The sequence below is a fragment of the Roseateles sp. FW305-36 genome, assembly GCF_058787015.1.
On the sequence record NZ_JBYSZK010000007.1, the window covers coordinates 138,556 to 154,415 of the forward strand.

Below are 15,860 nucleotides of genomic sequence, written 5' to 3' on the forward strand. Positions count from 1 at the left end.
TCAGAAGTCGGTCGGCAGGCCGAGGATGGCCGCGGCCTGGAGGGCCACGGCATGGGCCGCCTCGGCCGTCTCGGCCGTGATGTTCAGATGGCCCATCTTGCGGCCATGGCGGGCCTCGGCCTTGCCGTAAAGGTGCAGATGCGCGCCCGGCAGGGCCAGCACGCGCTCCCAGGACGGGGGCGTCGGACCGCCGTCGGCGTTGAACCACAGGTCGCCCAGCAGGTTCAGCATGACGGAGGCCGAATGCTGGCGCGGCTCGGGCAGGGGCAGGCCGGCCAGGGTCCTCACCTGCAGCTCGAACTGGGACACATCGGCGCCGTTCATGGTCCAGTGGCCCGAGTTGTGCGGGCGCGGCGCCATCTCGTTGACGACCAGGCGACCGTCCTGCAACCAGAAGAACTCGATGCAGAGCACGCCGACATAGCCCAGCGCCTGGGCCACCTGGCGGGCGGCGGCGACGGCCAGCTTCTCGACCTCGGCCGGCACGTCGGGCGCCGGCACCTCGGTGACGGCCAGGATGCCGCCGCGGTGCAGGTTCTGCTGGACCGGGAAATTGACGATCTGGCCGTCGGCGCCGCGTGCCACCAGCACGCTCAGCTCGAACTTCAGCGGCAGCAGTTGCTCCAGCACGCAGGGCACGCGCTTGAGGTCGTCCCAGGCCCGGGCCAGCTCGGCCGCGGTCGACACCCGCACCTGGCCCTTGCCGTCATAGCCCATGCGGCTGGTCTTCAGGATGCCGGGCAACAGCTTGGGATCCACGGCCGCCAGCTCGATGTCGTTGGTGATGACGGCATGCGGGGCGCAGGGCACGCCGGCGGCCTCGAAATGGGCCTTCTCGACGGCCCGGTCCTGGCAGACGGCGACGGCCGCCGCCGCGGGCGCGACGATGCGCATGCCGGCCAGCGTCTCCAGGGCCACGGCCGGCACGTTCTCGAACTCGGTCGTGATGGCGTCGCAGTCGCGCGCCAGCTGGGCGAGGCCGAAGGAATCGAGGTAGTCGGCCTTCACATGCTTGTCGGCCACCGCGCCGGCGGGGCTGATCGCATCCGGATCCAGCACGATGCAGCGATAGCCCAGGGCCTGGGCAGCCTGCACGAACATGCGGCCGAGCTGGCCGCCACCGAGGACGCCGAGGGTCGCGGTGCCCGGAAGCAATGCCGGCATCAGCGCAGTTCCTCGCTCATGGCCTGGGCCACCGCCGTCTGCCTGGCGCGGAAGGCATCCAGCTTGGCCAGCAGGGCAGCGTTGCCCGTGGCCAGCATGGCCACCGCGAACAGCGCCGCATTCGCCGCGCCGGCATTGCCGATGGCGAAGGTGGCGACCGGAATGCCCTTGGGCATCTGCACGATGGAGTGCAGGGAATCGACGCCCTGCAGATGGCGACTGGCGACGGGAACGCCCAGCACCGGCACCGTGGTCTTGGCGGCCAGCATGCCCGGCAGATGGGCGGCACCGCCGGCGCCGGCGATGATGGCCTTCAGCCCGCGGCCCGAAGCCGCCTCGGCGTAGGCGAACATCTCGTCGGGCATGCGGTGGGCCGACACGACCCGTGCCTCGAAGGCGACACCGAACTCGGTCAGAATCTCGGCCGCCAGCTTCATCGTCTCCCAGTCGCTGCTGGAGCCCATGACGATGCCGATGACGGCGTCCGGGTTCGTAGGGGCTGGGGTCTGCAAGGCGCGCTCCGAGGCTCAAAAGAGCCTTGAATTGTAGGTGGCGTGTCCGCAACTACTTCTCGCCATGATCGACATCACCCTCCAGAACTTCGAAGCCGAACTCATCCTCGCCTCCCAGACCCAGCCCGTGCTGCTGGACATCTGGGCGCCCTGGTGCGGTCCGTGCCGCACCCTCGGCCCCGTCCTGGAGAAGCTGGAAACCGCCTACGCGGGCCGCTTCACGCTGGCCAAGCTCAACAGCGACGAGGTGCCTGAGATCGCCTCGCAGCTGAGCCAGATGTTCGGCGTGCGCTCCATCCCCTTCTGCGTGATGTTCGCCGGCGGCCAGCCGGTGGACGGCTTCGTCGGCGCCCTGCCCGAGGCCCAGATCCGCGAATTCCTGGACAAGCATGTGCCGCCCGGCGAGGTGCTGGAAGCAGAAGCCGACCTGGCAGAGGCCGAGGGCCTGATGGCCGACGGCGACCTCGAATCCGCCCTGGCCAAGCTGGCCCACGCCGTGCAGACCGATCCGTCCAATGACGCCGCCCGCTTCGACTACGTGAAGGCCCTGCTGGAGCTGGGCCTGCTGGGCGACGCCCAGACGGCCTTCGCGCCGGTGGCCGCCAAGGCTGCCGACACGCTGGTGCCCGCCCCGCGCCTGGCGGCCCTGGCCACCTGGCTGGCCGCCTTCGAGGCCTCGGCCGGCGCCGACCCGGCGGCCCTGCAGGCGGCGGTCGCCGCCAACAAGCGCGATTTCGACGCCCGCTTCACGCTGGCCCAGACGCACCTGGCCGGCCAGCGCTTCACCGAGGCCATGGACGAGTTGCTGGAAATCATCATGCGCGACAAGGCCTGGAACGGCGAAGCCGCGCGCAAGACCTATGTGGCCATCCTGGAGCTGCTGGCCAAGCCGGCCCCCAAGCCGGCGACCGAGGCCAAGAGCGGCACGCTGGAGATCGCCGGCAAGGCGGCGGTCGTGCACAGCGACCCGCTGATCGACAGCTATCGGCGCAAGCTGTCGATGGCGTTGTTCTGAACTAGTGGTTGGCGCGGCTGTTGCGGATGTCGCGCAGCTTCACGCACTCGGGGTCGTTCTGGTAGATCGGCTTCTCGCACTGGCGGTCGATGCACCAGGCGCGCGCGAACAGCACGCGGCCGCCGCAGGCCTCGTTGGCCGTCTTCGGCGGCGGCGGTTCGCCCGCCGGCGTGGCTGACGCCGGTGCCGGCTTGGGAGGGCTGGCCGTCGTGGTGGCCGTCGTCGCCGGTTCGGGGGCGGCAACAACCGGGCTGCGCGGCACCGGGCGAACTTCGCCGGCCTTCTCCGTCGTCATGGGCTTGAGCGCGGGATCGCGGCGCGTCGCGGCCGAGGCCGGCGGCGGGCGCACGACGGCACTCGCCGGTGCCGGCGCCGGCTTGACCTGAACCGGCACGGGCACGGGCGCCTGCACCAGGCTGGGCTGGCTGGCGGGCACGCTGGCCGGCGCGGCCACGGGTTCGGTCGGCGCGGGCGCGGGCGCGGGAGCAGGTGTCGGGGCGGGAACGGGGGCGGCCACCGACGCGGCCGGCTCGGCCTGGACGACTTCGGGCACCGCCGGCTTGCCGCCGCGCAACTGCATGACGAACAGGCCCAGCAGCACCGCGGCCAGCACGCCGCCACCGGCAATGGCCGGGCCCCGCAGGGAGCGCGCCGCCGGCGCCGCGACGGGCGTGGGGCGGCCAGCAGGCGGCTTCGAAGCCTTGGCCGGCTTGGGTACCGGCGGCGGGGGCGGAGGGGGCGGCGGCGGCTTGCGCAGCGGCACGACGACGGTGCTGTCGTCCACCTCGTCCAGCGGCGGTCCCTGGATGGTGTCGGCGAATTCGAGGTCCAGCGGCGCGGGCGACGTGGGTGTTGGCGGTGGCGGTGCCGCGCGCGCGGGCGAGGCCGACGGCGGCGGCACGTCGGCCCGGCCGTCCAGCACCTCGCGCCAGGCGGCGACCGTCTGCGGCCGCTGGTGAGGCGCCACGCGCAGGGCCCAATCGAGGCCGGCCAGGAAGGCGGGGGAATAGCCGGGCACGGCCAGCGGCGCCAGCTCTTCGCCCATGGCGCGGGTCGTGGCCGGCGGCGGCGGGCGGCCGATCAGCAGTTCGTGCATGGCCGCGGCCAGCGCGTAGAAGTCGGTCCAGGCGCCCTGCTTCAGCGTCGTCGCCTCGGCGTATTGCTCGATGGGCGCGAAGCTGGGCTTGAGGATGGCCGTGAAGACCTGGGTCTTGTCGCTGATGGCCTGGCGGGCGGCGCCGAAGTCCAGCAGGATGGGCGGGCTGCCGTCGGCCGGCATGAAGATGTTGTCGGGCGCGACGTCGCGGTGCCAGACATGCTGGGCATGCAGGGTCTCGAGGCCGCCCAGCACGGAGTCGAAGATGCGCCGCACCCAGGCCTCGGGCGGCGGCGTCGGGCGGGTCTTGCGGGCTTCGCGCAGGTTCTGGCCCACCAGGCGCGGCATGGCCATGTAGGCAGTGCCGTTGGCTTCCCAGAAGCGGTAGACCTTCAGCAGGGACGGATGGTCGAAGCGGGCCAGCAGCTTGGCTTCATTGACGAAGCTGCGGCGGCCGAGCTCGAAGGTCTCCTTCATGGAAACCGAACGCACCGAGACCTGGGACTGCCCGTCGCGCTGCGCGAACTGGCTGGGCATGTATTCCTTGATCGCGACCTCGCGCTCCAGCGAGTGGTCACGCGCCAGATAGACGATGCCGAAACCGCCCACGCCCAGGGTGCCGGTGATTTCCAGTTCGCCAAAGCGGGTGCCCACCGGCAAGGCGTTGATGGCGTCTTCGTCGCGGGAGTCGGCGGTCATAGGCGGGCGAGGGTACCCCAGCCCGCCCCCTCCGACAGCCCGGAGAAAGCCGGGTCAGCGTGGCGGAGTACCCAATCCGGCCGTTCTCAGGCGCTCGGCCCAGAGCCGGCGCTGGGCCCTGTCCTGCTCCCAGGCGGCCTGGGCGGCGTCGCCATGGCGGGCGGCCAGGCCGTCCTCGCGCAGCTTGGCGTAGACCTGGGCCAGGCGGGCATGCAGGGCGGCGCATTCGTCCAGGTCGCAGTGGGCGGCGTCCTCGGCCAGCACCTCGACGGCGGCCTGGTCGGCCAGGGCGCGGGCACGCTGCACGTCGCCGGTGTTGGCCCAGCACCAGGCCAGGTCGGCCAGCAGACTGCCGCCCGTGCGAGCCAGGCCCGCGGCCACGGCCTCGGGCAGATGGGCCTCCAGCAACGCGGCGGCGGCGGGGTAGTCGCCCTGCACGGTCAGCAACTGGGCGCGCAGCAGCGGCGTCAGGTCGGCGCGGGCCGAGCCCCCGACGGCGTCGTCGAAATGGCCGATGGAGTCCACGCCCAGCAACACGGCCGGCGCCTCGCCGGGCTCGCCGGCCAGGGCGGCATGGCGGATGCGCTGGGCGCGCATCTGCATCTGGTTGTAGAGCAGGGCCGCGAGGCAGGCGTCGTCACCGTCGGCGCTGCCGGCGCGGCGACCCCAGGCATACCAGGCGGAGGCGGCCGCCTCGTCCCGGGCCTGGTCCCAGGCCATGCCCAGGGCGGAGGCGACGCGGCAGGCCGCGGCGTTGTCGGCTGGGGCGGTCAGCACGGCTGCCGCGTGGGCAACGAGGCGGTCGATGTCGCGGTCGACAAAGGCCATCTGGGCCAGCCAGGCATCGCACAAGGCCTGCAGCGAGGCCAGGCCCGCCGCCTGGGCCATCACCTGGGCCCGGCGCACGCGCTCGCGGGCCCCGCCGCCGAAGGCACTGAAATAAGCCGTGAGGCCTTCCGCCAGATGCAGCCAGGCCGCCAGCTCGACGCGCGGATGCGCCAGGGCCCGGACCTGCAGCCGGTTCAGTTCCTCGCGGGCCTCGGCCTCGCGGCCATGGCGCAGCCACAGGATGGCGCGCTGGGCCTGCAGCACGGCGGCGCGCGCCGGCATGGAAGCCACGGCGGCAATCTCGCCGTCCAGCCTCTGCGCCAGGCGGCTGCGCAGCTTGACCGGCGCGGTGCTCATTGCTGCACCCTTCGGCCTGCGGCCTGTCCCGCCGAGCGGGAGCGAGCTTGCTCGGGGCGGCCCAGCGCGGCGCTCATGCGGTCAGCCGCTGCAGGGCTTCTTCGTACTTCTGCACCGTCCTGTCGATGACCTCGGCCGGCAGGGCCGGCGCCGGCGCCTTCTTGCCCCAGGGCTGACCATCGATGCGCACGGCCTCCAGCCAGTCGCGCACGAACTGCTTGTCGTAGCTGGGCGGGTTGCTGCCGGGCGCATAGCTCTCGACCGGCCAGTAGCGCGAGGAGTCGGGCGTCAGCACCTCGTCCATCAGCGTCAGCGTGCCGTCGGCATCGAGGCCGAACTCGAACTTGGTGTCGGCAATGATGATGCCCTTGGTCAGCGCAAAGTCGGCGGCGCGCTGGTAGAGCTGGATGGAGATGTCGCGCACGCGGGCGGCGAGGTCGGCGCCAATGATGTCGGCGGCCTGCTCGAAGCTGATGTTCTCGTCGTGGTCGCCCATCTCGGCCTTGGTGGCGGGCGTGAAGATGGGCGCGGGCAGCTTGTCAGCGTTGCGCAGACCCGCCGGCAGCTTGACGCCACAGACGCTCTGGCTGGTCTGGTACTCGGCCCAGCCGCTGCCGGCTAGGTAGCCGCGCACGACGGCCTCGATGGGCAGGGGCTTGAGGCGCTTGACCAGCATGGCGCGGTCGCGAATCTGCTCGCGCTCTTCGCCGGTGACGACGGACAGCGGGTCCTGGCCGGTCAGGTGGTTGGGGACGATGCCATCCAGCTTGTCGAACCAGAACAGCGCCATCCTGGTCAGCAGCGCGCCCTTGCCTGGAATCGGCTCGCCCATGATGACGTCAAAGGCCGACAGCCGGTCGCTGGCGATCATCAGGATGCGGTCCTCGCCGACGGCGTAGTTCTCGCGCACCTTGCCGCGACCAAGCAGTGGAAGGGACTGGAGGCTGGATTCGTAGAGAGCTTGGGGCATGGCGGCGAGCGAAAGGGCAACGCCACGGATTTTAGGTGCCGAGGTGGCTTCTGACGGCGGCTGCAAAGCTGTGCACGTCGATGGGCTTGGTCAGATAGCCGTCGCAGCCCGCCGCGCGGAAGCGCTGCTCGTCCCCGGGCATGGCGAAGGCGGTGAAGGCGACGACGGGCAGGTCGGCGAGGTCGGGCGTCGCCTTGACGGCCCGCACCAGGCTCAAGCCGTCGGTGCCGGGCAGCTGGATGTCGACCAGGGCGATGTCGGGCCGGTGCGCCCGCAGCCGGGCCCAGGCCTCGTCCACATTCAGGGCGCGCTCGACGCTGAAGCCGTCGGCCTCCAGCACGTACTGCGCGAGGTCGATGTTGAGCTCGTTGTCGTCGACGATGAGGACGCTTGGCATGTCAACTTCCGGTGCGCCTGCGGCCGCGGCGGTCCTGGCGGGCGGCGTTCAGCAGCGCGTCGCGCACCTCGACCAGGGCTTGCGCCTCGCCCGCGCTGGCGATGGCGATGGCGGTGGCCGAGCGGGCCAGGGCCTCGATCTCCTCCACGCTCAGCGTCAGCGCCGTCCAGACGATGACGGGCAGCCCGGCCCAGCGCGGGTCGCCGCGCAGTTCGTGCAGCACCTGGAAGCCGTCGATGCCCGGCATCATCAGATCCAGCACCAGGGCGGCCGGCTGCACGGCCGGCAGGCGCCGCAGAGCCTCGGCGCCGCTGGCCGCGGCCACGGCCTCAATGCCATTGGCCAGCAGGGCCGAGCACATCAGCTCGCGAGCGCTCGCTTCGTCGTCGACGACCAGCACCGGCCGGCCCGGCCCCAGGCGGTCCCGCAGGGGCACCAGCGCGCGCGCCAGCGCCGGGCGGCGCAGCGGCTTGGCCAGCACCTCGGCCACCGGGAAGGCCACGCCCGCGCCGGAGGGCGGCGTCAGCGCCAGGGCCTTGACGGCCGCGTGCATGGACGGCCCGCCGCTGCGCAGCGCGGCCAGCAGGGACAGTCCCGGCGCGTCGGGCAGCCCGAGGTCGATGGCCAGCTCGGTATAGCGGCGCACCCGTCCCAGGCGCAGCACCTCGGCTGCCGTGGCCGCGGTGTCGGCCGCCACGCCGGCATGCGCCAGCTCGCGGGCAACGCCGTCGCGCAGCGGATGGTCGCGCAGCGCGACGAGCAGCTGATGCGACGGTCGCGGCGCGTCCTCATCGCCATCCAGCGGCTGGCGGGGCAGCACGGCATAGAAGCGGCTGCCGTGCCCGGGTTCGCTGTAGACGCCGACGCGCCCGCCCTGGGCCTCGACGAGGCGACGCGTCAGCGCCAGCCCCAGGCCCGTGCCCTGGTGGCGCTTGGTCAGGCCGTCGTCGAGCTGCTGGAACTCGACGAAGAGCTGGCTCATGCGCTCGGCCGGAATGCCGATGCCGCTGTCTTCCACCTCCAGCCGCCACAGCCGCGGCCCTTCGCCCAGCATGCGCAGTTCGACGTGGCCGCCGGCCGGCGTGAACTTGATGGCATTGGACAGATAGTTCAGCAGCACCTGCTTGAGGCGCGCCGGGTCGAGCACCAGGCCGTGCAGGCCGGGCTCGATGAAGGACTTCAGGCTCAGGGCGCGCTGCCCGGCCAGCACGGCGACGGTGGCCATCACGTCGTCGACCAGGGCCGGCAGCTCGACGGGCTCGGCATGGAAGTCCATCTTGCCGGCCTCGATCTTGGACAGGTCCAGCACGTCGTTGATCATGTTCAACAGATGGCGGCCGCTGCTGGCGATGTGCTGCAGCCACTCGCGCTGGCGTTCGGCGTCGGCCGGTTGGCCACTCATGGTCAACAGGTCGGCGAAGCCGATGACGGCGTTCAGCGGCGTGCGCAGCTCGTGCGACATATTGGCCAGGAACAGGCTCTTGAGCCGGCTGCTCTCCTGCACGCGGCGGTTCTCGGCGGCCAGCCAGATGGCCTGCTGGCGCGCCTGCTCGGCGGTGCGCATGGCGGTCACGTCGGCCGCGATGCCCACGAGGCGCGGCGAGCCGGCGTCGTCGTGGGTGACACGGGCATCCAGGCGCAGCCAGTGCACGCTGTCGTCGGGCCAGATCGCGCGGAACTCGGCATGCCAGGGCCGGTGCCCCTCGGGCAAGGCCGCCAGGCCGGCCTCGACCATGGCGCGGTCATCGGGGTGAACGGCAGCCAGCAGGCGCTCGCGGCTCCACGCCGGCGCGGCGTCGGGCAGGCCGAAGCATTGGTCATAGCGGCGCGAGCGGTGGATGACGCCGCTGTCCAGCTCCAGCTCCCAGTCGCCGATGGCCGCCGATTCCAGCGCGAAGCGCAGCCGGGCCTCACTCTGGCGCAGAGCCACCTCGATCTGGCGCTGGTGGGTCAGGTCGCGGGCCGACTTGATGCCGCCGATGATGCGGCCCGCGGCGTCGCGCAGCGGCGAGACCTGGGCCGAGATCTCGACGCGCCGGCCGTCCTTGGCGACACGCACGGTGCGGAAGGGCGGCACCTGATGGCCCTGGGCGATGCGGCCCAGGATGCCCATCTCCTCGGCCTCGCGCTCGGGCGGGATCAGCATCTGCACCGGCTGGCCGACGGCCTCGGCGGCGGTGTAGCCGAACATCTGCTCGGCGGCGGCGTTCCAGTTGGTGATGCGGCCGTCCAGGGTCTTGACGACGATGGCGTCGGCCGAAGACTCCATGACGGCGGCCAGGCGCCTCACCTCGGCCTCGGCTTCGTTGAGGCGACCGACGTCGCGGAAGACGATGGCGACGCCGCGCTCCCGGCCATCGGCATGATGGATGAGCTCGGCATGGACCTCGACCGGGCGCCGGCTGCCGTCGCGTGCCACGCAGACGGCCTGGCGGCGGAAGGCACCGTCGCCGTCGCGCTCACGCAGCACCTCGATCGGGTTGCGCGCCTTCAGGTCGGCCGGCATGCCGTCGCGCTGGAAGACCTCCCAGACCGGACAGCCGAGGGCCTCGCGTGCCGGCCAGCCGGTGATGCGCTCGGCGACGGCGTTGATGCGGGTCACCCGCCCCTGGGCATCGGTCGAGACGAAGCCGGCATCGATGGCCGACAGCGTGGCAGCCAGACTCTGTTCAGCCTCGAGCTGATGGTCCTCGGCGCTGGCGCGGCGGTCCATCTCGAACCGCAGTGCCTCGTTGCTGCGGCGCATCTCGTCGATGGACGGCAGGGCCAGCAGCGTCGGCATCAGCCGCCAGGCGACGGCGGCCGTCAGCACCGAGGCGCAGGCGGTGAAGACCTTGCCCGCCGTCTGCAGCTCGTAATCGGGGCGCCAGATCGTCCAGACGTCCAGCACATGGGTCACGCCGCAGGCGAAGATGAAGACGGCGAACAGCGTCGCGATGCTGCCGAGATTGACCTGGGGGCGCCGGCGCGCATAGCTCGCGATGGCCAGCGGGAGGGAGAAGTAGGCCAGGGCGATGGCAAGGTCCGAGCCCACCATGGTCCAGAGCAGGCCCGGCGACCACTGGAAGCAATAGCCGTGGGGCAGAAAACCCGCCCGCGCGACGATCCCGGTCAGCTCGTCCATCCGCCACTCCCGCCCTCAACGACTGAGGGGTTATGCCGATGCATTGTGGCCCCGCGAACCGGGGGTGCATCGTCAGGAATGTGGCTTATTTCCGGGAGCTCAGGATCTCGAAGCCCACGTAGCGGGCCATGAAGCGCGCCCGGCCTTCACGGGCGAAGGCATCGACGTCCCAGTCGCCGCGCAGCAGCCGGTCGGAAACTTCGGTGCGGAAACGGTAGACCTGGGCCGGCAGCGTACGGCCGTCGGCCAGGATCACGACGACGTCGGCGCGTTCGTACTCGTCGCCCTCGAAGGCATCCAGGCGCGCCCAGGCGTCGTCCGTCACGTCGAAGTAGAGCTGCCCCGGCACCTGACCGCCGGGTGCGGCGCGCAGGCCGGGATAGTCCTGGCCGCGCACCGGATGGCGCCGGTGGTCCGCCAGCGAGGCCGGCTCGCTGGCGAATTCACGCCCGCAGACGCGGGCCATGATGTCGGCCCACATCAGCGAGCCATAGGTGAAGCAGTGACGGGTCACCGGACCCTTATTGCACCTTCTGCGCCAGCTCGCCGCGGGCGTAGGCGCCGGCGATGTCGCTCAGCGTGCGCGCCTTGATCTTGCCGGCCTGGCCTTCGCAGCCGAATTCCATGTAGCGCTGCTTGCAGATCAGCTTGGCGGCTTCGCGGGCCGGCTTGAGCCACTCGCGGGCGTCGAACTTGTCGGGGTTCTCGGCCAGGAACTTGCGCACCGCGCCGGTCATCGCCAGGCGGATGTCGGTGTCGATGTTGATCTTGCGCACGCCGTGCTTGATGGCTTCCTGGATTTCCTCGACGGGCACGCCGAAGGTCTCCTTCATCTTGCCGCCGTACTGGTTGATGATGGCGAGCAGCTCCTGCGGCACGCTGGACGAGCCGTGCATGACGAGGTGGGTGTTGGGGATGCGGGCGTGGATCTCCTTCACGCGGCCGATGGCCAGGATGTCGCCCGTGGGCTTGCGGCTGAACTTGTAGGCGCCGTGGCTGGTGCCGATGGCGATGGCCAGGGCGTCCAGTTGCGTCGCCTTGACGAAGACGGCGGCTTCCTCGGGGTCGGTCAGCATCTGGCTGTGGTCCAGCTTGCCTTCGGCGCCGATGCCGTCTTCCTCGCCGGCATCACCGGTCTCCAGGTTGCCCAGGCAGCCCAGCTCGCCCTCGACGGTGACGCCGACCTTGTGGGCCATCTCGACGACCTTGCGGGTCACGTCCATGTTGTAGTCGAAGGAGGCCGGCGTCTTGCCGTCTTCCATCAGCGAGCCGTCCATCATGACCGAGCCGAAGCCCAGGTCGATGGCGCCCTGGCAGATCTTGGGACTGGTGCCGTGGTCCTGGTGCATGACCAGGGGGATGTGGGGGAAGGCCTCGCAGGCGGCCTGGATCAGGTGCTTGATGAAGGGCTCGCCGGCGTATTTGCGGGCGCCGGCGGAGGCTTGCAGGATGACCGGCGCGCCGACTTCGTCGGCCGCGGCCATGACGGCCTGCACTTGTTCCAGGTTGTTGACGTTGAAGGCTGGAATGCCGTAGCCGTTTTCGGCGGCGTGGTCCAGCAACTGGCGCATGGAAACGAGAGGCATGGGTTGTCCCCGGTGTAGTTGAGAAATCTCGACCGACTGCGATCAGCACCCTAGGCTGTAACCGCGTCGTAACTGGTTGGGGATTCTATGGAGGCTGCCGGCCTTTGGGGCGGGCGCGCGTTGACCCGCATTCGGGGGTCAGGCAAGGCGCAAAGCGGAGCCGGGCTGGTTGCCCGGCGAGCATTTGCAACGCCGCATGGGCCCCGAAGACGGGTCAACCCGTAGGGCCGGGGCGAGTTGCCACGCCATCCAGCGTTGCGCCCGCCTCGTGGGGATGGCCCCACAGTGGCGGTCGCGCCTTGTCTGGCATGGCAACTCGCCCCGGCGCGCGCCCGCCCCAAAGGCCGGCAGCCTCCCGAGTCGGTAGCGACCCCACCCCCCGCAGTTGAAGTAGTCAGCACAATGCGCGGTCATGACAAGACTGGTGTTCGACCACCTCACCAACTGGATCACCGCCGCGGCCAGTGAGCATTCGCTGGACCTGGTGGCCCATATCGAGGAGCGCACCGGCGCCAGCCACCGGGCCGTGCTGTCGGCACTGAAGCGCCTGGTGGACGCCGGCTGGCTGACCCGCAGCGGCAGTGGCCGCCGCCCGGTTTTCGCGCCGGGTGCCCTGCGCCAGGTGGCGCGCAGCTACACCCTCTACGGCCTGCAGGAAGACCTGCCCTGGCAGCGCGACTTCGCGCCTCACTTCGCCCTGCCCAGGCATGTCGAACGCATGATCCAGCACGGCTTCACCGAGCTGGTCAACAACGCCGCCGACCATTCCGGCGGCAGCAGCGTCACCGTGTCGCTGCGCCAGACGCCCACCCATGTGCAATTGCTGGTCAGCGACGACGGCATGGGTGTGTTCGACAAGATCTGCAGCGCCTTTGCCCTCGAGGACCCCCAGCACGCCATGCTGGAGCTCAGCAAGGGCCGGCTGACCAGCGCCCCCGACGCCCACACCGGCCGCGGCCTCTTCTTCAGCAGCCAACTGGCCGACGTCTTCGACATCCATGCCAACAACACCGCCTACCAGCGCCGCGCCTGGGAAAGCGCCGGCTGGAAGAAGGGCCGCGCCCTGCCCCGCCAGGGCAGCAGCATCTACATGGCCATCGCGCTGAACACGACCCGGACGCTGGACGGGATCATGGAGACCTGGAGCCTGGCCGGCGACGGCATCGAGTTCGACCAGACCCGGGTGCAACTGCGCCTGCTGACCAGCGAAGGCCAGGCCCTGGACTCGCGCGCCCAGGCCCGCCGCGTCGGCTCGCGGCTGTCGAGCTTCAAGCGCGCGGAGATCGACTTCGAGGGCGTGACCGACGTCGGCCATGGCTTCACGGACGAACTCTTCCGCGTCTTCGCCAAGGCCAATCCGCAGATCGAGCTGGTGGCGACGAATGCCACGCCTCGGATCGAGGCGCTGGTCAGGAGCGCGCGGGCCGGCTAGGACAACCCCCGATGTCGGGCGAATTGACAGTCGCAGCGGCGGTTTTCGCCCAAGATCAGCCAAGCCCCTGAAAAGCATGCTGTTTTTTGAACGGGCACGGCTTATGCAGGCACCCCGGCATTCGCCTTCGCGGGCGTCAGACCCCCTAGTTTTTGGAGCCCTGCATGAACTTCAAGGCCATCTTCAGCGCCGCCGCGCTCGCCGCCCTGCTCTCCCCCGCTGCACACGCCGGGCTGACCATGACCGCCGCCGGCACCGCCGCCGGCTTCAACCTCACCACCTTCCTGAGCGGCTACGCCCCCGCCACCTACGGCCCGCTGTCGCAGGCCGTGCTGCCCAACGGCAACATCATCACCGGCAGCATGTCGACCGACCGGGTCTACGTGTTCAAGGACGTCGACGGCCAGACCTTGTCTGACGCGCTGATCGCCACGCCCTATGCCTTCGAGACCGGCAACCCGCAGTTCTCGCTCGCCAACGTCGGCGGCCAGGCTTACGGCGGCCAGGTGTTCGGCGGCCAGTTCTATCACTTCGCGAACGACGGCTCCTACGTGCCCATCGGCGGCGCCACGGCGCGCGACCTGCGCGTCTACCTCGGCATGTGGGCCTCGGCCCCGACAGGCAAGATCATTTCGTCGACCAACCTCGGTCTGGCCGAGATCGATCCGGTCACCGGCGCCTACCGCATCCTGGTGGGCGGCCTGTTCCCGGACGGCGTCTCGGTCTCGCCGGACGGCAAGACGGTCTACGTCGAGAACGGCGGCATCATCCAGTCGTACAACGCCGTCACCGGCGCCTTCATCCGCAACTACTTCAGCACCGCCGGCCACGGCGCTGACGGCACCGGGGTGATCACCGGCGGCAAGTACGACGGCGACGTGATCGTCAACAACAATGACGGCACCCTGGGCCTGCTCGACGTGCTGACCGACGTGCTGACGATCATTGCCGACGGCGGCACCCGTGGTGACTTCACCTCGGCCGACAGCAACAACGGCACGCTGTTCATCTCGCAGGCCGAGCAGATCCTGCGCCTGAGCTGCGGCGCCGGCTGCACGATTGGTGGCCCCGTGACCGGCGCACTGCCCGAGCCGGCCAGCATCGCCATCGTCGCGATCGGCCTGCTGGCTGCGGGCGCCGCTCGCCGTCGCCGCGCTTGAGGCGCCAGGCCCGAGAGGCCGGTACAACGACAGGGGCCTGCGGGCCCCTGTTTTTGTTGGCGTCAGGGTCGGCTGAGGCGCGGCACCGGTGGCACCGGGATGCGCGGACCCTCGTAGCCCGCGACGACGCCGAAGCGCCCGCCATCATCGCGCGCCCAGTCCTGGGCCCAGGCCTGCATCTCGGCCGGGTCGCGGCCGACGAAGTTCCACCACAACAGCGGCGGCTCGGCCCAGGGCTCGCCGCCGAGCAGCAGCAGGCGCGACGCGCCTGAGCAGCGCAGTTCGACCGACTCGCAGCCCGGCCCGACATAGAGCAGGGTTCCCGGCGTGATGGTTTCGACCGCGTCATGGCCCGCCGGTGCCGCCTCGATCTCGCCCTCCAGCAGCATCAGCCCATGCTCGAAGCCCGCATCCAGCTTCAGCACCGCATCGGCCGGGCCGTCGGCCACCAGGTCCACGCCCAGCAGCGGCGTGAAGCTGGGCACCGGCGAGCGCTGGCCGGCGAAGTCGCCCACCAGCAGCGTGCCGTCGAAGCCGCCGACCGAGCAGCGCGGCAGCTCGGGAAAATGCTGGAAGCTGGGCGCGCGCTCCCGCTCGGTGTCCGGCAGCGCGATCCACAGCTGGGCCAGGTGGATGCGGTCGGACTGCGACTCCTCGCTGTGCGAGATGCCGCGGCCGGCCGTCATCAGGTTGACCTGGCCGGGGCGCAGCATCTGCTCGGAGCCCAGGCTGTCGCGGTGCAGGATCTCGCCTTCGATCATCCAGCTGAAGGTCGACAGCCCCGTGTGCGGATGCGGGCCGACATTCATGCGCTTCACCGTCGTCGCCGGTCCGGCATGGTCGGCAAAGCACCAGGCGCCGATGCTGCGGCGGCCCTTGCTGGGCAGGGCGCGCTGGATGGGAACGCCGCCGACGTCGCCGACATGGCTGGCGATGCGCTCGACGTGGACGCTCACGCCGTCCTCTTGCGCACAAACTCGACGAAGCCGCTGATGAAGGCCTGCAGCTGCTCGCGGAGCTTGTCGTCGACGAGCTGGCCGTCGGCGTCGAAGACCGTGCCGGCGCGCGAGACCATCAGCCGCCCGCCCATCCAGAAGTCGTTGCCAAAGGCGCGCAGCACCGACAGCAGGGCATCCTGGGACTGCACCGTGCCAAAGCCGCCGGGCGTGGCGCCGATCAGCCCCGTCGGCTTGCCGCCGAACAGCTTGGCGCCCTCGCCGCTGGGGCGCGACAGCCAGTCCAGGCCGTTCTTCAGCACGCCGGGGATGGCGTTGTTGTACTCGGGCGTGCCGATCAGCAGCGCATCGGCGGCGCGGATCTCCTCGCGCAGCTTGGTCACTGCCTCGGGGATGCCTTGCGCCTCGACGTCGCCGTCATAGAGCGGAATGCCGTGCAGGGTGCGCAGCTCGATCGTGACACCATCGGGCGCCATCGCGACGGCCGCGCGCAGCAGGGCGGTGTTGTAGGAGGCGCGCCGCAGCGCGCCACTGAGGGCAATGATCTTCATGGCGATACCGCAA

Annotated in this window: 14 protein-coding genes; 3 read left to right on the forward strand and 11 right to left on the reverse strand. The window is 70.7% G+C overall.

Annotated features, from left to right (window positions below; all coding sequences use genetic code 11):
- Both AC3WOE_RS14825 and purE read right to left on the reverse strand, forming a co-directional pair.
- Entirely contained in the window at positions 1-1,164 is a 1,164-nt protein-coding gene (locus AC3WOE_RS14825) for a 5-(carboxyamino)imidazole ribonucleotide synthase (RefSeq protein ID WP_492691432.1), read from the reverse strand.
- Positions 1,164-1,628, reverse strand: coding sequence for a 5-(carboxyamino)imidazole ribonucleotide mutase (gene purE / locus AC3WOE_RS14830; protein ID WP_492691673.1), 465 nt, complete (start codon positions 1,626-1,628; stop codon positions 1,164-1,166). Before purE ends, AC3WOE_RS14825 begins: the two co-directional genes overlap by 1 nt.
- 112 nt (positions 1,629-1,740) lie before the next feature.
- On the opposite strand from purE, the gene AC3WOE_RS14835 reads away from it, so the two are divergent.
- The gene (locus AC3WOE_RS14835; RefSeq protein WP_492691433.1) at positions 1,741-2,691 is read left to right on the forward strand and encodes a tetratricopeptide repeat protein; all 951 of its coding nucleotides are present in this window, start codon (positions 1,741-1,743) and stop codon (positions 2,689-2,691) included.
- A 1-nt stretch (position 2,692) separates the two neighbouring features.
- On the opposite strand, the gene AC3WOE_RS14840 is transcribed toward AC3WOE_RS14835, so the two are convergent.
- The 7 genes from AC3WOE_RS14840 to fba form a co-directional block, all read right to left on the reverse strand.
- Entirely contained in the window at positions 2,693-4,486 is a 1,794-nt protein-coding gene (locus AC3WOE_RS14840; protein WP_492691434.1) for a serine/threonine protein kinase, read from the reverse strand.
- Positions 4,487-4,540: 54 nt separating this feature from the next.
- On the reverse strand, positions 4,541-5,671 hold the full coding sequence (locus AC3WOE_RS14845) for a hypothetical protein (RefSeq protein WP_492691435.1): 1,131 nt from the start codon (positions 5,669-5,671) through the stop codon (positions 4,541-4,543).
- 73 nt (positions 5,672-5,744) lie between these two features.
- Complete coding sequence (locus tag AC3WOE_RS14850; protein WP_492691436.1) at positions 5,745-6,641, reverse strand: phosphoribosylaminoimidazolesuccinocarboxamide synthase; 897 nt, start codon at positions 6,639-6,641, stop codon at positions 5,745-5,747.
- Between the two features lie 31 nt (positions 6,642-6,672).
- Complete coding sequence (locus AC3WOE_RS14855) at positions 6,673-7,038, reverse strand: response regulator (protein ID WP_492691437.1); 366 nt, start codon at positions 7,036-7,038, stop codon at positions 6,673-6,675.
- A 1-nt stretch (position 7,039) separates the two neighbouring features.
- Positions 7,040-10,162: a PAS domain S-box protein gene (locus AC3WOE_RS14860; protein ID WP_492691438.1), complete on the reverse strand. Its 3,123-nt coding sequence runs from the start codon at positions 10,160-10,162 to the stop codon at positions 7,040-7,042.
- Positions 10,163-10,247: 85 nt separating this feature from the next.
- Positions 10,248-10,676, reverse strand: coding sequence for a gamma-glutamylcyclotransferase family protein (locus AC3WOE_RS14865; protein WP_492691439.1), 429 nt, complete (start codon positions 10,674-10,676; stop codon positions 10,248-10,250).
- Between the two features lie 7 nt (positions 10,677-10,683).
- Complete coding sequence (fba, locus tag AC3WOE_RS14870; RefSeq protein WP_492691440.1) at positions 10,684-11,748, reverse strand: class II fructose-bisphosphate aldolase; 1,065 nt, start codon at positions 11,746-11,748, stop codon at positions 10,684-10,686.
- A gap of 412 nt (positions 11,749-12,160) precedes the next feature.
- Here fba and AC3WOE_RS14875 point away from each other — a divergent pair, with 412 nt between their 5' ends.
- Together AC3WOE_RS14875 and AC3WOE_RS14880 are read left to right on the forward strand one after the other, a co-directional pair.
- The gene (locus tag AC3WOE_RS14875; RefSeq protein ID WP_492691441.1) at positions 12,161-13,180 is read left to right on the forward strand and encodes an STAS-like domain-containing protein; all 1,020 of its coding nucleotides are present in this window, start codon (positions 12,161-12,163) and stop codon (positions 13,178-13,180) included.
- A gap of 164 nt (positions 13,181-13,344) precedes the next feature.
- On the forward strand, positions 13,345-14,340 hold the full coding sequence (locus AC3WOE_RS14880; protein WP_492691442.1) for a PEP-CTERM sorting domain-containing protein: 996 nt from the start codon (positions 13,345-13,347) through the stop codon (positions 14,338-14,340).
- 62 nt (positions 14,341-14,402) lie between these two features.
- Here AC3WOE_RS14880 and AC3WOE_RS14885 read toward each other — a convergent pair whose 3' ends face one another.
- Positions 14,403-15,296 carry a pirin family protein gene (locus tag AC3WOE_RS14885; RefSeq protein ID WP_492691443.1) on the reverse strand — a complete coding sequence of 298 codons (894 nt, stop codon included), beginning with the start codon at positions 15,294-15,296 and terminating at the stop codon, positions 14,403-14,405.
- Entirely contained in the window at positions 15,293-15,847 is a 555-nt protein-coding gene (locus AC3WOE_RS14890) for an NADPH-dependent FMN reductase (protein ID WP_492691444.1), read from the reverse strand. The genes AC3WOE_RS14885 and AC3WOE_RS14890 overlap by 4 nt, the downstream gene beginning before the upstream one ends.
- Positions 15,848-15,860: the final 13 nt, after the last annotated feature.